Source organism: Zoogloea sp. (genome assembly GCF_041904905.1).
GTDB lineage: Bacteria > Pseudomonadota > Gammaproteobacteria > Burkholderiales > Rhodocyclaceae > Zoogloea.
In genome coordinates, this window is record NZ_JAYRMI010000088.1 from 1 (window position 1) to 15290 (window position 15290).

The following is a 15290-nucleotide window of genomic DNA, read 5'->3' on the forward strand; positions in this document are numbered from 1 at the left end:
TCAGCTTGGCCTGCTTGTTGACCTGGTTGACCGCACCGCCAGTGGAGCCGCGGCCGAACAGCATCGAGGAGGAGCCGCGCAGCACCTCGACGCGTTCCATGTTGAAGGTGTCGCGGTCGTAGAAGCCGGGGTCGCGCATGCCGTCGATGAAGATGTCGCCGGTGGTGTTGAGCGGGAAACCCCGCAGGCGGATGTCTTCCTCGCCGCCTTCGGCCGCCAGGAAGGTGACCCCGGAGGTCATCTTGAGGGCTTCCTTGATGGTGTCGATCTTGCGGTCGTCCATCAGCTTTTCGGTGACCACGGTGATCGACTGGGGAATGTCGCGCAGTTCCTGCTTGCCCTTGCCGATGCGGGTGGTGGTGGTGCGCAGGCTGTCCTTGCCCTGGGGTTCGGCTTCGGCGGCGGCCTTCACGACCACCGGCTTGAGGGTCTTGGCGTTGTCGGCGTCGGCCGCGCCGGTTTGCGCCCAGCCGCTCATCGAGGCGGCAAACATCAGCGCGCCCAGGGGCAGGGCGGTGGGCAGCGGGGTGGGGGCGGTCTGCGGTCGGGGGGGCGACGCAGGGCGTCGGCGGTTCTTTTTGTGTGCCATGTTGGCCTCCGGAGATGAAGCGCCCGGATTGGGCGTTGGGGTTTCATGACCCGAGGCTGGCTGGCTGGGAGCTGGAAGCGCGCAATGCGACGACGGCTGGCTTGCCCGAGAGATCTGGTTACAATAATAATAAAAATGCGAATGATTCGCAATACAGTTTTATTGCGAGGCAGCAAAAGTCCCCGCCGACGGCCTGCTTCCGCCACGGCGGGAACGCACCGCGCCCCCGGGCCGACGGGTGCGGCGCGGGGGAGCGGGGGGCGTGCCGGGCGGGGCCCGGAGCGGGCTTACCAGGTGTAGCGGGCGTTCACGCCGACCATGCCGTTGCGGCCGGGGGCCGACTCGTAGAAGCGGCCGTTGCTGTCGCCGACGATCACCGAGCCCACGTAGCTGCGGTCGAACAGGTTGTCGATGCGGGCGAACTCGGTGAAGCGCCACGGGCCGGCCTTCTGTTCGGCGGTGAGGCGCAGGTTGGCGATGGCGTAGGCCGGGGCCGGGGTGGCGGAGTTGGCGTCGTTCACCTGCAGGCGGCTGCGATAGATGCCCTCGACCGCCGCGGCGATGCCCGGCAGCGGCTTCCAGACCAGATCGCCGAAGGCCGAGCTGCGGGGGATGCCCGGCATGGCGTTGCCGGCGTCCACCGGGACGGTGCTGGCAAAGCCCTCGTCGTAGATGGCGCGCAGCAGGGTGAAGGCGAAGCGGCTGGTGAGGTCGCGGCGCCAGGCGGTGTCGAAGGCCAGCTCGACGCCCTGGCGCAGGGTCTTGCCGGCGTTCTGGTAGCTGGTCCGGCCGCCGCTGGAGGCGAGCACCACCAGCTCGTCGTCGGTCTTGACCTGGAACAGCGCCAGATTGACCCGGCTGCTGTTGCCCACCAGCGCCTTCACGCCGGTCTCGAGGTGCTCGCTGCGGGCGGGGTTGAGGCCGAAGTTGAAGCCGGTGGTGGGGGTGGCGTAGAACATCTCGTTGAGGGTGGGCGTCTCGAAGCCGCGGGCCGCGCTGGCGTACAGATTGACCGCCGGGTCGAGCTTGTAGACCACCCCCAGCACCGGGGTGGTCTTGCTGTAGTTGCGGCTGCCGCTGTCGTCGCCGTTGATGCCCACGACGTACTTGTCGTCCACCGAGAACTTGACCGCGCTGTGGCGCAGGCCGCCGCTCACCACCCAGTCGCCGCGCTGCCATTCGCTCTGGACGTAGGCGCCGACGCTGTCGACCTTGTCCAGCTCGCGGCGGCGCAGGGTGCTCTTCACGCCGCCGCGGTTGTCGTAGCCGTTACGGTTGTCCTTGCTCACGTCGTAGTCGGCGCCGACGGTGGTGGTCAGGCGGCCGCCGCCGGCGTCGCGCACGGCGATCCAGCGTCCGCCCACGCCGTAGAAGTCGCGGTCGAAGTCGACCACGCCGCCGGAGCCGCGGGTGATGGCGCTGGCCGACGACGGGGGAATGGCCTGGTACTGGATCACGCTGCGCTGGCCGCTGTAGGCCGATAGCTGCAGGGTGTCGCGGCCGAAGCGGCGCTCGTAGGCCACGCCGCCCTGCAGGTGGTCGATGTTCTTGCGGGTGTTGTAGTCGAGGGCGCCCTGCACCACACCCCGCGGGTTGGCCTTGTAGCTCGCCCAGTCGAGGCCCAGCGGGTCGTCGGCGCGCTGCCAGAAACCATTGACGACGAAGGTGAGCTTGCTCACGTCGTCGGGCCGGGCGGTGATCTTGGCGAAGGCCTGCTCGCGGGTGGCGGCGCTGTGGTCGCGGTAGCCGTCGGTCTTGAGCCGGCTCACGTCGAGCACGTAGCCCAGCCCGTCGAGCTGGCCCTGGGCGCCGATGCCGGCCTTGGTGGTGCCGAAGCTGCCGGCGGCGAAGCTGCCTTCCACGCTGGGCCGGCCGGCGGGCTCGCGGGTGAACAGCTGGATCACCCCGCCCGAGTGGTTGCCGTAGATGGCGGAGTAGGGGCCGCGCAGCACCTCCATCCGCTCGGCCACGTCGAGGTTGAAGGTGGCGGCCTGACCCTGGCCGTCGGGCATCGAGGCGGGGATGCCGTCGGCGATCAGCTTCACGCCGCGCACGCCGAAGGCCGAGCGGGCACCAAAGCCGCGGGTGGAGATCTGCAGATCCTGGGCGTAGTTCTGGCGGTTGTTGGCAACGACGCCGGGCACCGCGACGAGGGCCTCGGAGGCGTTGATGCGCGGCTGGCCGGCGGCGATCTGGTCCCGGTCGAGCACGTCGATGGAGGCCGGCATGTCGAAGCTGGCGGCTTCCGCGCGGCTGCCGGTGACGACCACCGGGTTGAGGGCCAGGGGCGCCTGCTCGGCGGCGTGGGCGATGCCGGCCAGGGCGGCGGCGTGGGCGACGGCATGGGGGGCGGGGGTGAAGCGGGCGGGCATCCGGTGTCTCCGTGGGCGAATGTGGTCTTTGTGGCGAACATAACCGCAAGGCCGCCGCCGCGCATCATGAAAATCGTGATTTCGCCACCGGTAACAGACGCCGCCGGGTGCCCCTCGCTATACTTCCGGAGATCATCGCCCGAAACGTCCGTCATGCCGCCGATCCGCCGGACCCTCTTCGTCGCCCCCTGCCGCGCCGCGCTCCTTCTGGCGGTGGTGTGGCTCGAACTGGGCGGGCTGCAGGCGGCCTGGGCGCAGACGGCGGTGACGCTCCAGCTGCGCTGGCACCACGCCTTCCAGTTTGCCGGCTACTACGCGGCGCTGGAGCAGGGCTACTACCGGGACGCCGGGCTCGCGGTGCAACTCCTGGACGCCCGGCCCGGGCTGGACGTGGTGGACGAGGTGGTCTCCGGCCGCGCCGATTTCGGGGTGGGCAACAGCAGCCTGCTGATCGACCGCCTCGCCGGCAAGCCGGTGGTGGTGCTCGCCACCATCTTCCAGCATTCCCCGCTGGTGCTCCTCACCCGTCGGGAGCTGGCGGTGCCGTCGGTGCACGATCTCATCGGCAGGCGGGTGATGCTGGAGCCCGGCGCCGACGAGCTGCTCGCCTATTTGCGCAAGGAGCGCATCCCGGTAGAGCGGCTGAAGTTCGTGGAGCACAGCTACAACCCCCGCTCGCTGATCGACGGCGAGGTGGATGCGATCAGCGCCTACTCGTCCAACGAGCCGTATTTTCTCGAGGCAGCGGGGCTGGATTTCCAGGTTTACACCCCCCGTTCGGCAGGCATCGACTTCTACGGCGACAACCTGTTCGCCAGCGAAGCGCTGCTGCGCCGCAACCCGGCCTTGGTGAACGCCTTCCGGGAGGCCAGCCTGCGTGGCTGGCGCTACGCCCTCGATCACCCCGACGAGATCGCCCGCCTGATCCACGCCCGCTACGGCACCGGCCTGCCCCTCGACTTCTTCCTCTACGAGGCGCGCCAGACCGTGCCGCTGGTGCGCCCCGATCTGGTCGACGTGGGCTACATGAGCCTTGGCCGCTGGAAGCACATCGCCGAGGTGTACGCCGACATCGGCATGCTGCCCCGGGATTTCGACTTCCAGGGCTTCCTCTACGAGCCCGCCCGGGACGACCTCAACGGCCTGCGCACCTACCTGGGTGCCGCGCTGGCGGCGATCGGGCTGATTACCCTGGTGGCCGCCTACATCCACCACATCAACCGGCGCCTGCACCGCAGCGTGGCCGAGGCCCGGCTGGCGGCCGAGCGGCTCGAAGCCAGCGAGGAGAAATACCGCCTCCTCACCGAGACCATGAAGGACGTGGTGTGGACCGTCGATACCGACTCCCTGCGCTTCATCTACGTGAGTCCGTCGGTGGAGCGGCTGCGGGGCTATACCGCCGAGGAGGTGCTCGCGCAGCCCTTCGACGCCAGCTTCCTGCCCCGCGACGCGGACGAGCTGCGGGCCCTGGTGCGCCAGCGGGTGCGCAGCTTTCTCGACAGCCCGGACAACGCGCCGCGCTTCTACACCGACGAGGTGGAGCAGCCGTGCAAGGACGGCGCCACCGTGTGGATCGAGGTGGTCACCACCTGCTGCCGCAACCCCCGCACCGGCAAGGTCGAGCTGCACGGGGTGAGTCGCGACATCTCCGAACGCCGGGCCAGCCAGGCGCGCATCGCCTACATGGCCGAGCACGACATGCTCACCGATCTGCCCAACCGCACCCTGGTTACCGACCGGCTGCGTCAGGCCCTGTCGGCGGCTCGCCGCAACCGGCACCGGGTGGGCCTGCTGTACATCGACCTGGACCGCTTCAAACCGGTGAACGACGCCTACGGCCACGCGGTGGGCGACCAACTGCTGCGCGAGGCGGCGGTGCGGATGCGCATGTGCGTGCGCGAGTCCGACACCGTCGGGCGCTTCGGCGGCGACGAGTTCGTGGTGCTGTTGCCCCACATCGATACCGGCCACGACGCCGAGGTGGTGGCCGAGAAAATCCGCATCGCGCTGGGGGAGTCCTTCCTCATCGAGGGGCTGCGCCTGGACGTGTCGTCGAGCATCGGCGTCGCCATCTATCCCGAGCACGGCAGCGACGACGAGAGCCTGCTGCTCCATGCCGACGGCGCCATGTACGCCGCCAAGCACGGCGGCCGCAACCGCGTCACGGTGTTCGGCGAAGACTGAGCCCATCGCAAACCCTTACAGTTTCTTACTGCCCGGCCGGCCGGGCGCTTCTACAGTGAGGGCCTTGATCGGCCTGACGCTTCGGGTGTCCGGCCGGCGCTCAATCCCCCGAATCACCCGACAGGACGCCTCAATGTCACCCATCAAGCGAATCTTCGGCGCGGCGCTCCTCGCCGTGGCGGCCCAGGGCGCGACGGCCGCCGACGTGGGCGTGTCGATCGGCATCGGCGACCCCAACTTCTACGGGCGCATCGACATCGGCAACTTCCCCCGCCCGGTGCTGATGTACCCCCGGCCGGTGCTCATCCGCCCGGCGCCCCACGCCGCCGCACCCCTCTACCTGCGCGTGCCGCCCGGCCATGCCCGCGACTGGCGACGCCATTGCGGGCGTTACGACGCCTGCGGCGTGCCGGTCTACTTTGTGCAGGACGGCTGGTATCGCAACGTCTATGCCCCTCGCTACCAGGCCGGGTACGGCCACGACCGGCGCTTCGACGACCGCCGCGGGCGCCGTGAGGATCGCCGGGACGCGGAGCGTGCCGAGCATTTCGACGAGCGCGGGGCGCGCGGCCACGGACATGGGCACGGCCGCGGGCGCGACTGATCCCGTCCTGTTCCCGATCAAGGCGCCGGCGCCCGGCGCGGGTTAGGGTCGCCGCTTCCGTCGGCCCTTGCCGACAGCCCGCGCTCCTCCGCCCTGACCCATGAAATCTGCTCCCCAGGCCCTCTGGCTGGTCGGCTTCCGGCCCTTCTTCCTCCTCGCCTGCCTTGCCGGCATGACCCTGCCGATGCTGTGGGCCCTCGTCTTCACCGGCCACCTCGGCCTGCCGGCGGCGCCCGTCGCGCCGGTGCAGTGGCACGCCCACGAGATGTTCTTCGGTTTCGGCTGGGCGGTGATGGGCGGGTTCCTCCTCACCGCCACCAAGAACTGGGTGCAGGTGCGCGGCTACCACGGCGCGCCGCTGGTCGTGCTGGCGGCGGCGTGGGTTGTCGAGCGGATCGGCATGGCCTTTGGCGGCGCGTGGCCGACGGGGCTGTTCTGGCTGTCCAACCTGGCCTTTCTGGGGGCCATCGTGGCGATGCTGCTCGCCACCCTGCTGCGCCATCGGCAGCAGGACAGCTTCCGCGACAACTACTTCTTCCTGCTCATCCTGCCCGCCTTTCTTGCCGCCAAGCTGCTGGTGCTGGACCCGGCGCACTTCGCGGCCGGGGCCACGATGGCGGTGGGGCTGTTCCGGGTGGCCTTCCTGGTGATGCTGGAGCGCACCCTCACCCAGTTCATGAAGGGCGTCTTCCAGGCCGAGATCCTGCGCGACCCGCGCCTCGACGGGGCGATCAAGTTTTCGGCGCTGGCGCTGGTGTTCCAGCCCTGGCTGCCGATCTGGCTGGCCGGCGGGCTGCTGTTCGCCTGCGCCGGCCTGCTGCTGCTGCGCTTCGCCCGCTGGCGGCCGCTGCTGGCGATGACCCGCATCGACCTGGCGGTGATGTACCTGGGCTATCTGGCCATCGCCGCCCAGCTGCTGGTGGAGCTGGCGGGGCTCGCCGGCGTCGCCCACTGGACCGGCAGCGTGTCGATCCACCTGTTCACCTTCGGGGCGATGGGGCTGGTGATTCCGCCGATGCTGGTGCGCATCTCCAAGGGCCATACCGGCCGCAAGGTGGTCTTCGATGCCGGCGACAAGCTGCTGATCTGGATCATGCTGGCGGCGCTGGCGGTGCGCGTGCTGCTGCCGCAACTGGCGCCGGGCGCCTACGCGGCGTGGGTGCATCTGGCGGCGACGTGCTGGTTCCTGTGCTTCGCGATCCTGGGCGGGCGCCTGCTGCCACGGCTACTCAGCCCGCGCATCGACGGCAAGGAACACTGACCCCGCCGGCGCGGCAAATTGCCGGCGGCCTGTCGCCGATCAAGGCGGCGGTGCGTCCGCGCCGCTAGGCTCCCCGGCGATTCCCGAAAAACCGGAGCCGCCATGTCCTACCCGCCGTTCTTCGACCTCGTCCCCCGCGTGCGCCTGCGCGACCCGCTGGCGGCGTTCCTCGGTGCCTTCGACGACGGCCTGATCGAATACGGCTACCCGGACGCCGTCCGGCTGGCCGGGCACTCGTGCCCCACGGTGGCCGGCGCCTACGGGCTCACCCGTCTGGCGCTCGCCGCCCTCTACGACGACGCGGTGCCCGAACGCGGCGCGGTGCGGGTGAGCTTTCGCGAGAGCGGCAGCGAGGGCGTCACCGGGGTGATCGCCAACGTGGTGTCGCTGCTCACCGGCGCCACCGCCGACACCGGCTTCAAGGGGCTCGCCGGGCGCTTCGACCGGCGCCATCTGCTGGCCTTCGACGCCGCCCAGCCCCTCGCCCTGCGTTTCGCCCGGGTAGACACCGGCCGCGCGGTGGATGCCGAAGCCCATCTGCGCCATGTGCCCGCCGATGCGCAGATGGCCCCGCTCATGCAGCGCTGCCTGGGCGGCATGGCTGGCCCCGACGAGGCCCGGCTGTTCCGCGAGCTGTGGCAGGCCCGGGTGCGCCGCGTGCTGCTCGATCATGGCAACGACCCGGCGGTGTTCGCGATCCGCCCCGCCGACTGACAAGGAGCCGCCCATGAAGGACACCCCCCGCCGTCCGGATGAGCCCGATGCGCCCACCTTCTCCTCGCCACCGTGCTACGCGGCGAGCTTCCCCGGCCACTTCGGCGAGACCTTCGAGGGCCCCGCGCCCGAAACCATCGAGCGCCTCAACGCCCTGCTGGAGGCGGAGCGGGCCGGCGCCCGGGTGCTGGCCGTCCTGCGCGACGGACTGGACAGCCGCAGCGCCGCCCGTGCGGTGCTGGATCGCCTGCAGAAGGACGAAGGCGCCAACGCGGTGGTGCTCTACAAGACCATCCAGCGCCTGGGGGGCGTGGCGTCCCACGACACCGGCGCCTTCGTGCAGAAAACGCTGGCCATCGACGGCCTGGCAGCGCGGCTGCGTTTCCTGAACAAAGGGCAGGCGTGGGTGGTGCGCAAGATCGAGGAGGTGCTGCCCCGCCTCGCCGACGAGGTGGCCCGGGCCATGCTGGACGAGATGCGCCGCTCCCACCTCGACAACATCGCCGCCTGCGAGGCGCTGCTGGCCGACGGCCTGCCCGCTTAGGCCCCGGGCTGCCCGGGCACCAGCGCGATCACCTGCTCGCGCAGCCAGCCGACCGCCGGGTCCACGTGGTTGCGGGGGTGCCAGGCCATGCGCAGGCCAAAGCCCTCGTCGTCCAGGGGCAGCTCGAACATGTCGAGCACGCTGGCAAAGCGGCTCATCAGCATCGAGGGCAGGGCGCACACGTAATCCGAGCAGCGCAGGATCTCCGGCACCAGCATGAACTTCTCCACCGACATCACCACGTTGCGTCGGCGCCCGAGCCCGGCCAGCGTGTCGTCCACGTAGCCGGAAAGGCTGCCGCCGATCTCGGTGACCAGCACGTGCGAGAGCTGGCAGTAGGCGTCCAGGTCCACCGGCCCGAGGCCACGCGGGTGGGCCTTGCGCTGGGCCATCACGAAACGCACGCGGAGCAGCGGGCGGGTCTTCATCGACGGCGGCAGCAGGCGGTCGGAGGCCAGCAGCAGATCCACCTCGCCCCGCTCCATCTGGGCCGCGATGTGGCCCACGTCGGGGTTGCGGAAGGTGACCTTCAGCCCCGGCCCGGCCAAGGCCGAAACCCGCTCGATCAGGGGCAGCCCCAGCACCATCATCGCCGTGTCGTTCACCGCGATGTGGAAGGTGCGCTCGTCGCGGCGGGGGTCGAAGCTGGGCCGGTGGCTCACCACCGACTCCAGATCCTTCAAGGCCGAATGCAGGGCCGGGCCCAGGGCCAGCGCCCGGGCGGTGGGCGTCATGCCGCGGCCGGTCTCGGCGGGCAGCAGCAGCGGGTCGTCGAACACCTGCCGCAGCCGCGCCAGATGGGCCGACAGGGCCGGCTGGCTCATGTGCAGGCGCCGCGCCGCGCGGGTTACGTTGCACTCGGTGAGGAGCGCGTCGAGGGAGACCAGGAGGTTCAGGTCGATCTGGCGCAGGTCCATGGACGTATCCTCCAATGTTATGGGTCGAATATCGACAATCGATTTCAAATATATGTTCGCGCCCCCTACACTGCAAGCCGTGAGTTGCCCCGCGAGCGCCGAAGCCGCTTGCCGCGACACCCACCGACTGGCGGCCTGAGCCGTCGGCACCCCAACCCCACCCAAGGATGCGCATGGACAACCGTCACCCCACCGCCGCCCAGCCCGGCCAGGTCACCCGCATCGCCCGCCGTCGCGCCCTGCCCGGGCGGGAGCGCGACTACGAGGCGCGGGTCCGCGAGATGTTCCGGCACATGCGGGCCAGCCCCGGCTTTCAGGGCGCCGAGATGATCCCGCCCCATGAGCCCGGCGGCGACTACCAGGTGGTGGTGCACTTCGCGTCCGAGGCCGATCTGGCCGCCTGGGACGCCAGCCCGGAGCGGGCCGAGATGCACGGTCTGCTGCGCGAGGTGGCCGCCGCCGAGCCCGAATACCGCAGCCTGTCGGGCCTGGAGGCGTGGTTCGCGCCGGCGGTGGTGCCGGCGTCGATGCACCCGCCCCGGGCGCGGATGGCGCTGGTCACCTGGATGGGCATCTTCCCCACGGTGTCGCTGGTGCTGTGGCTGATCGAGCCGCTGCTGCGCCCGCTCCTGCCCTTCCTGCCCAAGGTGGCGCTGCTCACCGGGCTGATCGTGGCCACCATGACCTGGGTGGTGATGCCGCGCCTCACCAAGTTGATGCGGCGCTTCCTCAATCCGCATCTCAAGTCTTAGCGGCACCCCCGGCTCAAGGCGGTCGGGCCTTGTTTTCCTTGATGAAACTCAAAGGAAAAATAAAAACTGATCCGCCCGGATCGGTGCAAAACTGTGCCGGCCAGGCCTGCCGACGGCGGGATAAAGTGGTTTCCGGATTCTGAAAGGAGCAGTCGATGGAACTGGCGATAGCACCTCCGGCCGGGCGGCCGATGTCGATGGGCAAGGTGCCCGGCAACCGGGGCATCTGGGTGGGCATCCTGTGCGAACTGAGCGAGTTCGCGCTGATGTTTCTGGCGTGGGGGTGGTTCCGCTTCAGCCATCCGGACGATTTCCGTGCCGGCCCGGCGCAGCTGCTCACCGGCGCGGGCATCGCCAACACCGTGGTGATGCTCACCAGCGGCTACTTTGCGGTGCGCGCGCTGCTGGCGATCCGCCGGGGCGAGGCGCGCACCGCAAGCAACTGGCTGATCGGCACCTTGCTCGGTGGCATCGCCTTTCTGCTCATCAAGGCGTGGGAGTTCAGCTGGAACATCGACCACGGCGTGGTCGGCACCGGCAACAGCTTCGTGGCGATGTACTACTACCTCACCTTCAACCATCTGGTGCATGTGGTGTGGGGCTGCCTGGGGCTGATCTGGGCGATCCTGCGCTGCCGATTCGGGGCCTACAGCCCCGAGGACCACGAGGGCCTCGAGGCCGCCACGCTGTACTGGCACGCCACCGATCTGGCGTGGATCGTGATCTTTCCGCTGCTCTACGTGTTGAGGTAACGACGATGACGAAGCCGGACGATGCCGAAAGGCAGGTGACCTGGGTGTGGCTGGGGCTGGTGGTGCTGACCCTGGGCAGTGCCTGGCTGGGGGAGAGCGCCAGCTCCGCAGGCGTGGTTGCCGCGGTGGTGGCGCTCATCGTGGCGGCGAAGGGGCTGCTGGTGATCCGCCACTACATGGGCCTTGCCGAACCCGGCTCGCGCCTGCGGCTGGCGATGCGACTCTACTTCGTGGTGATGCCCGGCTTGATCCTCCTCGCCGGCAGTCTGGCCTGAGGGGTGCGTCAGGCCTTGTTGCGGCATTACAAAAATATTCGACGCGACTGGCTTGCCTTGCTATTGTGTGAATGAGCGACCATCTTCCGGGCCGCCTTTCTCTCATGGAGCGCGTCAATTGGGTACCAAGCTTTATGTAGGCAATCTGCCTTACAGCGTCGACAAGGCCCGTCTCGAAGAACTGTTCGGCGAGTACGGTAGCGTGACCTCTGCTCAGGTCATCATGGACCGCGAGACCGGCCGTTCCAAGGGCTTCGGTTTCGTCGAGATGGGGTCGGATCAGGAAGCCCAGGGCGCGATTTCCGGTCTGAACGGCAAGAACATCGACGGCCGCAATCTGACCGTCAATGAAGCCCGTCCGCAGGAGCCCCGCACCGGCGGCTTCGGCGGTCCGCGGCGTGGCCCGGGCAGTGGCGGCCCCGGCGGCGGCGGTCGTCGTGGCCCCGGTGGCGGTGGCTATGGCGGTGGCGGCGGTGGCCGTTACTGATCTGCCTGCCCTGCGTGTTTGATCGAAACCCCGCTCCGGCGGGGTTTCGTGCGTTTACGCTGCCCGGTTTTACGCGGCCTCGAAGTGTTCGAGCATCAGTTGGATGCTCGACACCCCGTTGTATTCGTTCACCGCCAGCCGGAAGGCGGCGTGGATGGCGGGTGCGGCGGCGTCGGCGCGGTTGAACTGGATCGCCTCCAGCCGCGTGCTGCCCTTGCGCAGTTGCAGCTTGAGGTGCTTGTCCTTGAGCACGCGCTGGTTCTCGACCCGGAAGGTGTCGTCGAAGATGGGCGCCGCGAAGCCCTGGCCCCAGATCTCCCGCTCCAGCAGGCGGGCGGTTTCGAGGTTGTACAGGCTGTCTTCGAGGGCGCCGTCGGTTTCCAGGCTGCGGGTGAGGTTGGCCGGGTCGATCAGGCCGGTGACGATGCCCTCGAAGAGCTGCTCGAACTGCGCCAGGTCGTCCTCGCGGATGGTGAGGCCGGCCGCCATCGCGTGGCCGCCGAACTTGAGCACCAGCCCCGGGGCCTGCTTGGTGACGAGATCGAGCGCGTCGCGCAGGTGCAGGCCGGGAATCGAGCGGCCGGAGCCCTTCAGTTCGCCGGGGTTGCCCCGGGCGAAGGCGATGGTGGGGCGGTGGAATTTCTCCTTGATGCGCCCGGCGAGGATGCCGATCACGCCCTGGTGCCAGTCGGGCTCGAAAAGCACGAGGCTGGAGCGGGCGCCCGGGTCGATGGCGTCGAGGTTGGCCATCGCGCCTTCCTGCATCTCGGCCTCGATGGCGCGGCGTTCGCGGTTGAGCTTGTCAAGCTCCTGGGCGATGTTGAGGGCGCGGCCCATGTCGTCGGTGATGAGGCACTCGATGCCCAGCGACATGTCGGCCAGTCGGCCGGCGGCGTTGAGGCGCGGGCCAAGGGCGAAGCCCATGTCGAAGGTGGTCGCGCGGCTGGCGTCGCGCCCGGCGGCGGCGAAGAGCGCGCGGATGCCCGGCTGCATGCGGTCGGCGCGGATGCGCTGGAGGCCCTGGGCGACCAGGATGCGGTTGTTGTGGTCGAGCTTGACCACGTCGGCCACGGTGCCCAGCGCCACGAGGTCGAGGAGATCCGCCAGGTTGGGTTCGGCCTTGCCTTCGAAGGCGCCCCGGTCGCGCAGTTCGGCCCGCAGGGCGAGCATGGTGTAGAACATGACGCCCACGCCGGCCAGGCTCTTGCTGGGAAACTCGCAGCCGGGCTGGTTGGGGTTGACGATCACGTCGGCCTCGGGAAGCTCGTCGCCGGGCAGGTGGTGGTCGGTGATGACGGTGGCGATGCCGTGCTCGCGGGCGGCGGCCACGCCATCGACGCTGGCGATGCCGTTGTCGACGGTGATGAGCACGTCCGGCGCCATGGGGGCGGCGAGTTCGACGATGGCAGGGGTGAGGCCGTAGCCGTACTCGAAGCGGTTGGGCACCAGATAGCCGACCTCGGCCCCGAACATGCGCAGGGCCCGGATGCCCACCGCGCAGGCGGTGGCGCCGTCGCAGTCATAGTCGGCAACGATGAGCATCCGGGCGCCGGCCTCGATGGCGTCGGCGAGCAGTTGGGCCGCCTCGCGCACGCCCTTGAGCTGGGCCGGCGGGAGCATGGCCTTGAGGCTGTAGTCCAGCTCGTCGCGGCTCTGGATGCCGCGGGCGGCGTAGATGCGGGCGAGGAGCGGGTGCGTGCCGGCTTCGATCAGGCGGGTGACGGCGCGGGCCGGGGCCGGGCGGGGCAGGATGCGGGTCATGGCGTGGTGGAGGCGGGTTGCGGCGCCGTGGCGAGCAGGGCGGCGAGGGGTTGGGGTTTGCGCCAGAACTTCCACAGGCTGCCGGCCGAGACTTCGAGCTGGAGGCAGTGCTTGTCGCTGGGGGCGCTGATGACGAGGCTGCGGATTTGCTTGGCCTTGAGGGCGGCCAGCAGCGGCGCGAACCAGTGCTGCTCGAGCTGCAGCAGGGCGGCCTGCCAGGCGGCGGCATCGAGATGCAGCGCGGGGTGCTGGAGCGTGCCGACCACCGCGAAGCCGCTGCCGTCGAGGTAGCGGTCGGCGGGTTCGGGATCGACCCCGGCGAAGCGGGCGAGGCCGCGGGCGAAGGGCGCGTCGGCCTGGATGCGCGGGGCGGGGGCCTGCAGGCGGATATCCGCGGGGCCGGCGCCCCACAGCCACACGCCGTTGATGACGCGCTGGCCGGCGGCTTCGCGGGCGGCGTTGACCGGGTGGTTGTAGAGCCACACTTCCAGCTCGTTCGACAGGCGCGCCCAGCGGGCGATGTCGTCGCCTTCGGGCATGAAGAGCTGCACCGGCCGGCCATTGACGTCGGCGAGGGGGTGGAAGAAGGGGCGCGGCTCTTCGGCCAGGGCGACGTACCAGCGATCCGGCGCGGGGGCTTCGAAGCGGCCGATGTCGGCGAAGGTGTCGTTGAGGCCGGCGAGGAGGGTGGCGGCTTCGTCGGCGGTGATGCCGAGGCCGGAGGCATCGGCCAGGAGCAGCTTGTCGCGGGAGAAGTGCAGGTGCACCGGGTCGCAGCACAGCCAGTGGGCGGCGGGCGCCGGGGGCGCTTCGCCGGCGCGGCGCAGGGCGGCGTAGGGCAGGCGGGTGTCGGCCGCGCCGAAGCGGGCGGCGAGCCAGGTTTCGGGGGCGACGGGGGGCTGCCAGCCGACCCGCGCGTGGCCGAGCAGGGCCGACAGGGCGGGCAGCGTGAGGGCGCCGGCGGCGTGTCCGGCGCCGCTGCGGGGCCAGGCGAGACCGGGCAGGACGAGGTGGAACTGCATGGGGCGACAGGGTGGCGGCCGGGCTGGCGGGCCGGGCCGGCGAATGTAAATTCGGGTGGCGAGTCTAGCACGGGCGACCCGCCGGCCGCGCCGCCCGAGCTGTCCGTGGGCCGCGTTGGGGGCGGGCGGGGGTGCTGCCCGGCCCGGGGGGGCTCAAGGGTTGATGGTGAGGTCGGCGAGGGCGGCGCCGAAGGCCGTGGTGCACTGGCGGGCCTGGGTGGGGCCGAGGTTGCGGGTTTCGGCCCGCTGGCAGGTGGGGCTGGTGTCGCCGCCGAGGATCTCGAGGGGCAGATCGCGCAGGCTGCGGGCGTCGGCCGGGGCGGTGGCGAAGGGGCCGGCGCCGCCGAAGCCGGCCCGCAGGAAGTTGCGCGGGCTGTCGGTGACGAGGGCCAGCAGGCGGATGTTGCCGGTGCCCAGATCGCGGGCCGGAAGGGTGAGGCTGCGGTGGCCGGCGAAGCGTTCGGCAGGGGCGGCGGGCGAGGGGTGGAGCAGGGTGAAGCCGTCGTCGCGGGCGGCGAGCAGGTAGAGCTGCCCGCCCTGGGGGCCGCTGATGCTGAGCCGGAGGGTGTCGCCCGGACGGTAGCTGCCGCGCAGGTCGCCGAGGGTGACGCTGCGGCGCTCGCTGCGCTGGGCGTGGATCGCCTGGAGCAGTCTGCGGGGGGCGGCCGGGGCGGCGGCGAGGCCGGGGGCCGGGGCGATGGCGGGGTTGCCGCCCAGGGCGATGCGCCCGCCGTCGCGGGGGGCGACGAGGGCGGCCTGGGCGCAGCGGCGCCAGTCTTCGCCGCTGACCAGGCCGGCGTCGGTGGCGATCGGGGGGCGCCCGTCCAGGCAGCTGCGCAGGGCCTGGGTGGTGCCGCGGGGGCCGGAGAGGGTGAGGGTGTTGCCGCCGGGCGGGGCGGAGAGGGCGAGGGGCGGACAGCGGCCGTCCCCGGTTTCGCTGACCACCACCAGCTTGTCGGCCTTGCGGGCGAGGGTGCGGAGGAAGGCGGTGAATTCGGCCGCCGGCAGGGGGTCGCGCCCGGCGGTGGGGATTGCGTCGGCGCAGGCCGGGGCGGC

15 protein-coding genes are annotated in these 15290 nt (G+C 70.5%); 9 read left to right on the forward strand and 6 right to left on the reverse strand.

Going from position 1 to position 15290, the window contains the following annotated elements:
- Together ACE3N6_RS17365 and ACE3N6_RS17370 are read right to left on the reverse strand one after the other, a co-directional pair.
- Positions 1 to 589: TonB-dependent receptor plug domain-containing protein (locus tag ACE3N6_RS17365; RefSeq protein ID WP_374247069.1), on the reverse strand; the 589-nt coding region annotated here is incomplete at its 3' end.
- A gap of 287 nt (positions 590 to 876) precedes the next feature.
- The gene (locus ACE3N6_RS17370; protein ID WP_374247070.1) at positions 877 to 2961 is read right to left on the reverse strand and encodes a TonB-dependent receptor family protein; all 2085 of its coding nucleotides are present in this window, start codon (positions 2959 to 2961) and stop codon (positions 877 to 879) included.
- Positions 2962 to 3114: 153 nt separating this feature from the next.
- On the opposite strand from ACE3N6_RS17370, the gene ACE3N6_RS17375 reads away from it, so the two are divergent.
- From ACE3N6_RS17375 to ACE3N6_RS17395, 5 genes are all read left to right on the forward strand, one after another.
- On the forward strand, positions 3115 to 5145 hold the full coding sequence (locus tag ACE3N6_RS17375; RefSeq protein ID WP_374247071.1) for a diguanylate cyclase domain-containing protein: 2031 nt from the start codon (positions 3115 to 3117) through the stop codon (positions 5143 to 5145).
- Positions 5146 to 5278: 133 nt separating this feature from the next.
- A complete protein-coding gene (locus ACE3N6_RS17380; RefSeq protein ID WP_374247072.1) occupies positions 5279 to 5749 on the forward strand; it encodes a hypothetical protein in 471 nt (156 codons plus the stop codon).
- A gap of 100 nt (positions 5750 to 5849) precedes the next feature.
- A complete protein-coding gene (locus tag ACE3N6_RS17385) occupies positions 5850 to 7010 on the forward strand; it encodes an NnrS family protein (protein WP_374247073.1) in 1161 nt (386 codons plus the stop codon).
- 102 nt (positions 7011 to 7112) lie between these two features.
- Positions 7113 to 7724 (forward strand): hypothetical protein, encoded by a 612-nt coding sequence (locus ACE3N6_RS17390; RefSeq protein ID WP_374247074.1) that lies wholly within the window; start codon positions 7113 to 7115, stop codon positions 7722 to 7724.
- Positions 7725 to 7737: 13 nt separating this feature from the next.
- Positions 7738 to 8268: a DUF6306 domain-containing protein gene (locus ACE3N6_RS17395; protein ID WP_374247075.1), complete on the forward strand. Its 531-nt coding sequence runs from the start codon at positions 7738 to 7740 to the stop codon at positions 8266 to 8268.
- Here the strand turns inward: ACE3N6_RS17395 and ACE3N6_RS17400 are convergent.
- The gene (locus ACE3N6_RS17400; RefSeq protein ID WP_374247076.1) at positions 8265 to 9185 is read right to left on the reverse strand and encodes a LysR family transcriptional regulator; all 921 of its coding nucleotides are present in this window, start codon (positions 9183 to 9185) and stop codon (positions 8265 to 8267) included. The two genes, ACE3N6_RS17395 and ACE3N6_RS17400, sit on opposite strands and share 4 nt — an antisense overlap.
- A 173-nt stretch (positions 9186 to 9358) precedes the next feature.
- Between ACE3N6_RS17400 and ACE3N6_RS17405 the strand changes: the two genes are divergently transcribed.
- The 4 genes from ACE3N6_RS17405 to ACE3N6_RS17420 all read left to right on the forward strand — a co-directional run bounded on the left by ACE3N6_RS17405 (position 9359) and on the right by ACE3N6_RS17420 (position 11451).
- Positions 9359 to 9937: an antibiotic biosynthesis monooxygenase gene (locus tag ACE3N6_RS17405; protein WP_374247077.1), complete on the forward strand. Its 579-nt coding sequence runs from the start codon at positions 9359 to 9361 to the stop codon at positions 9935 to 9937.
- Between the two features lie 155 nt (positions 9938 to 10092).
- Entirely contained in the window at positions 10093 to 10689 is a 597-nt protein-coding gene (locus ACE3N6_RS17410; RefSeq protein ID WP_374247078.1) for a cytochrome c oxidase subunit 3 family protein, read from the forward strand.
- A 5-nt stretch (positions 10690 to 10694) separates the two neighbouring features.
- Positions 10695 to 10964, forward strand: a complete 270-nt coding sequence (locus ACE3N6_RS17415; protein WP_374247079.1) for a cytochrome C oxidase subunit IV family protein — start codon at positions 10695 to 10697, stop codon at positions 10962 to 10964.
- Positions 10965 to 11082: 118 nt separating this feature from the next.
- Positions 11083 to 11451 (forward strand): RNA recognition motif domain-containing protein, encoded by a 369-nt coding sequence (locus tag ACE3N6_RS17420; protein WP_374247081.1) that lies wholly within the window; start codon positions 11083 to 11085, stop codon positions 11449 to 11451.
- Positions 11452 to 11520: 69 nt separating this feature from the next.
- Here ACE3N6_RS17420 and recJ read toward each other — a convergent pair whose 3' ends face one another.
- From recJ to ACE3N6_RS17435, 3 genes are all read right to left on the reverse strand, one after another.
- The gene (recJ, locus tag ACE3N6_RS17425; protein ID WP_374247083.1) at positions 11521 to 13212 is read right to left on the reverse strand and encodes a single-stranded-DNA-specific exonuclease RecJ; all 1692 of its coding nucleotides are present in this window, start codon (positions 13210 to 13212) and stop codon (positions 11521 to 11523) included.
- Positions 13209 to 14234: a hypothetical protein gene (locus tag ACE3N6_RS17430; RefSeq protein ID WP_374247084.1), complete on the reverse strand. Its 1026-nt coding sequence runs from the start codon at positions 14232 to 14234 to the stop codon at positions 13209 to 13211. Before ACE3N6_RS17430 ends, recJ begins: the two co-directional genes overlap by 4 nt.
- A gap of 153 nt (positions 14235 to 14387) precedes the next feature.
- On the reverse strand, positions 14388 to 15290 hold a 903-nt coding region (locus tag ACE3N6_RS17435), incomplete at its 5' end, for a hypothetical protein (protein ID WP_374247086.1).

Bases quoted from the DNA above. Each gene is read 5' to 3' on its own strand.
- ACE3N6_RS17370 (WP_374247070.1), bottom strand. From the start codon at position 2,961: ATGCCCGCCCGCTTCACCCCCGCCCCCCATGCCGTCGCCCACGCCGCC.
- ACE3N6_RS17375 (WP_374247071.1), top strand. From the start codon at position 3,115: ATGCCGCCGATCCGCCGGACCCTCTTCGTCGCCCCCTGCCGCGCCGCG.
- ACE3N6_RS17380 (WP_374247072.1), top strand. From the start codon at position 5,279: ATGTCACCCATCAAGCGAATCTTCGGCGCGGCGCTCCTCGCCGTGGCG.
- ACE3N6_RS17385 (WP_374247073.1), top strand. From the start codon at position 5,850: ATGAAATCTGCTCCCCAGGCCCTCTGGCTGGTCGGCTTCCGGCCCTTC.
- ACE3N6_RS17390 (WP_374247074.1), top strand. From the start codon at position 7,113: ATGTCCTACCCGCCGTTCTTCGACCTCGTCCCCCGCGTGCGCCTGCGC.
- ACE3N6_RS17395 (WP_374247075.1), top strand. From the start codon at position 7,738: ATGAAGGACACCCCCCGCCGTCCGGATGAGCCCGATGCGCCCACCTTC.
- ACE3N6_RS17400 (WP_374247076.1), bottom strand. From the start codon at position 9,185: ATGGACCTGCGCCAGATCGACCTGAACCTCCTGGTCTCCCTCGACGCG.
- ACE3N6_RS17405 (WP_374247077.1), top strand. From the start codon at position 9,359: ATGGACAACCGTCACCCCACCGCCGCCCAGCCCGGCCAGGTCACCCGC.
- ACE3N6_RS17410 (WP_374247078.1), top strand. From the start codon at position 10,093: ATGGAACTGGCGATAGCACCTCCGGCCGGGCGGCCGATGTCGATGGGC.
- ACE3N6_RS17415 (WP_374247079.1), top strand. From the start codon at position 10,695: ATGACGAAGCCGGACGATGCCGAAAGGCAGGTGACCTGGGTGTGGCTG.
- recJ (WP_374247083.1), bottom strand. From the start codon at position 13,212: ATGACCCGCATCCTGCCCCGCCCGGCCCCGGCCCGCGCCGTCACCCGC.
- ACE3N6_RS17430 (WP_374247084.1), bottom strand. From the start codon at position 14,234: ATGCAGTTCCACCTCGTCCTGCCCGGTCTCGCCTGGCCCCGCAGCGGC.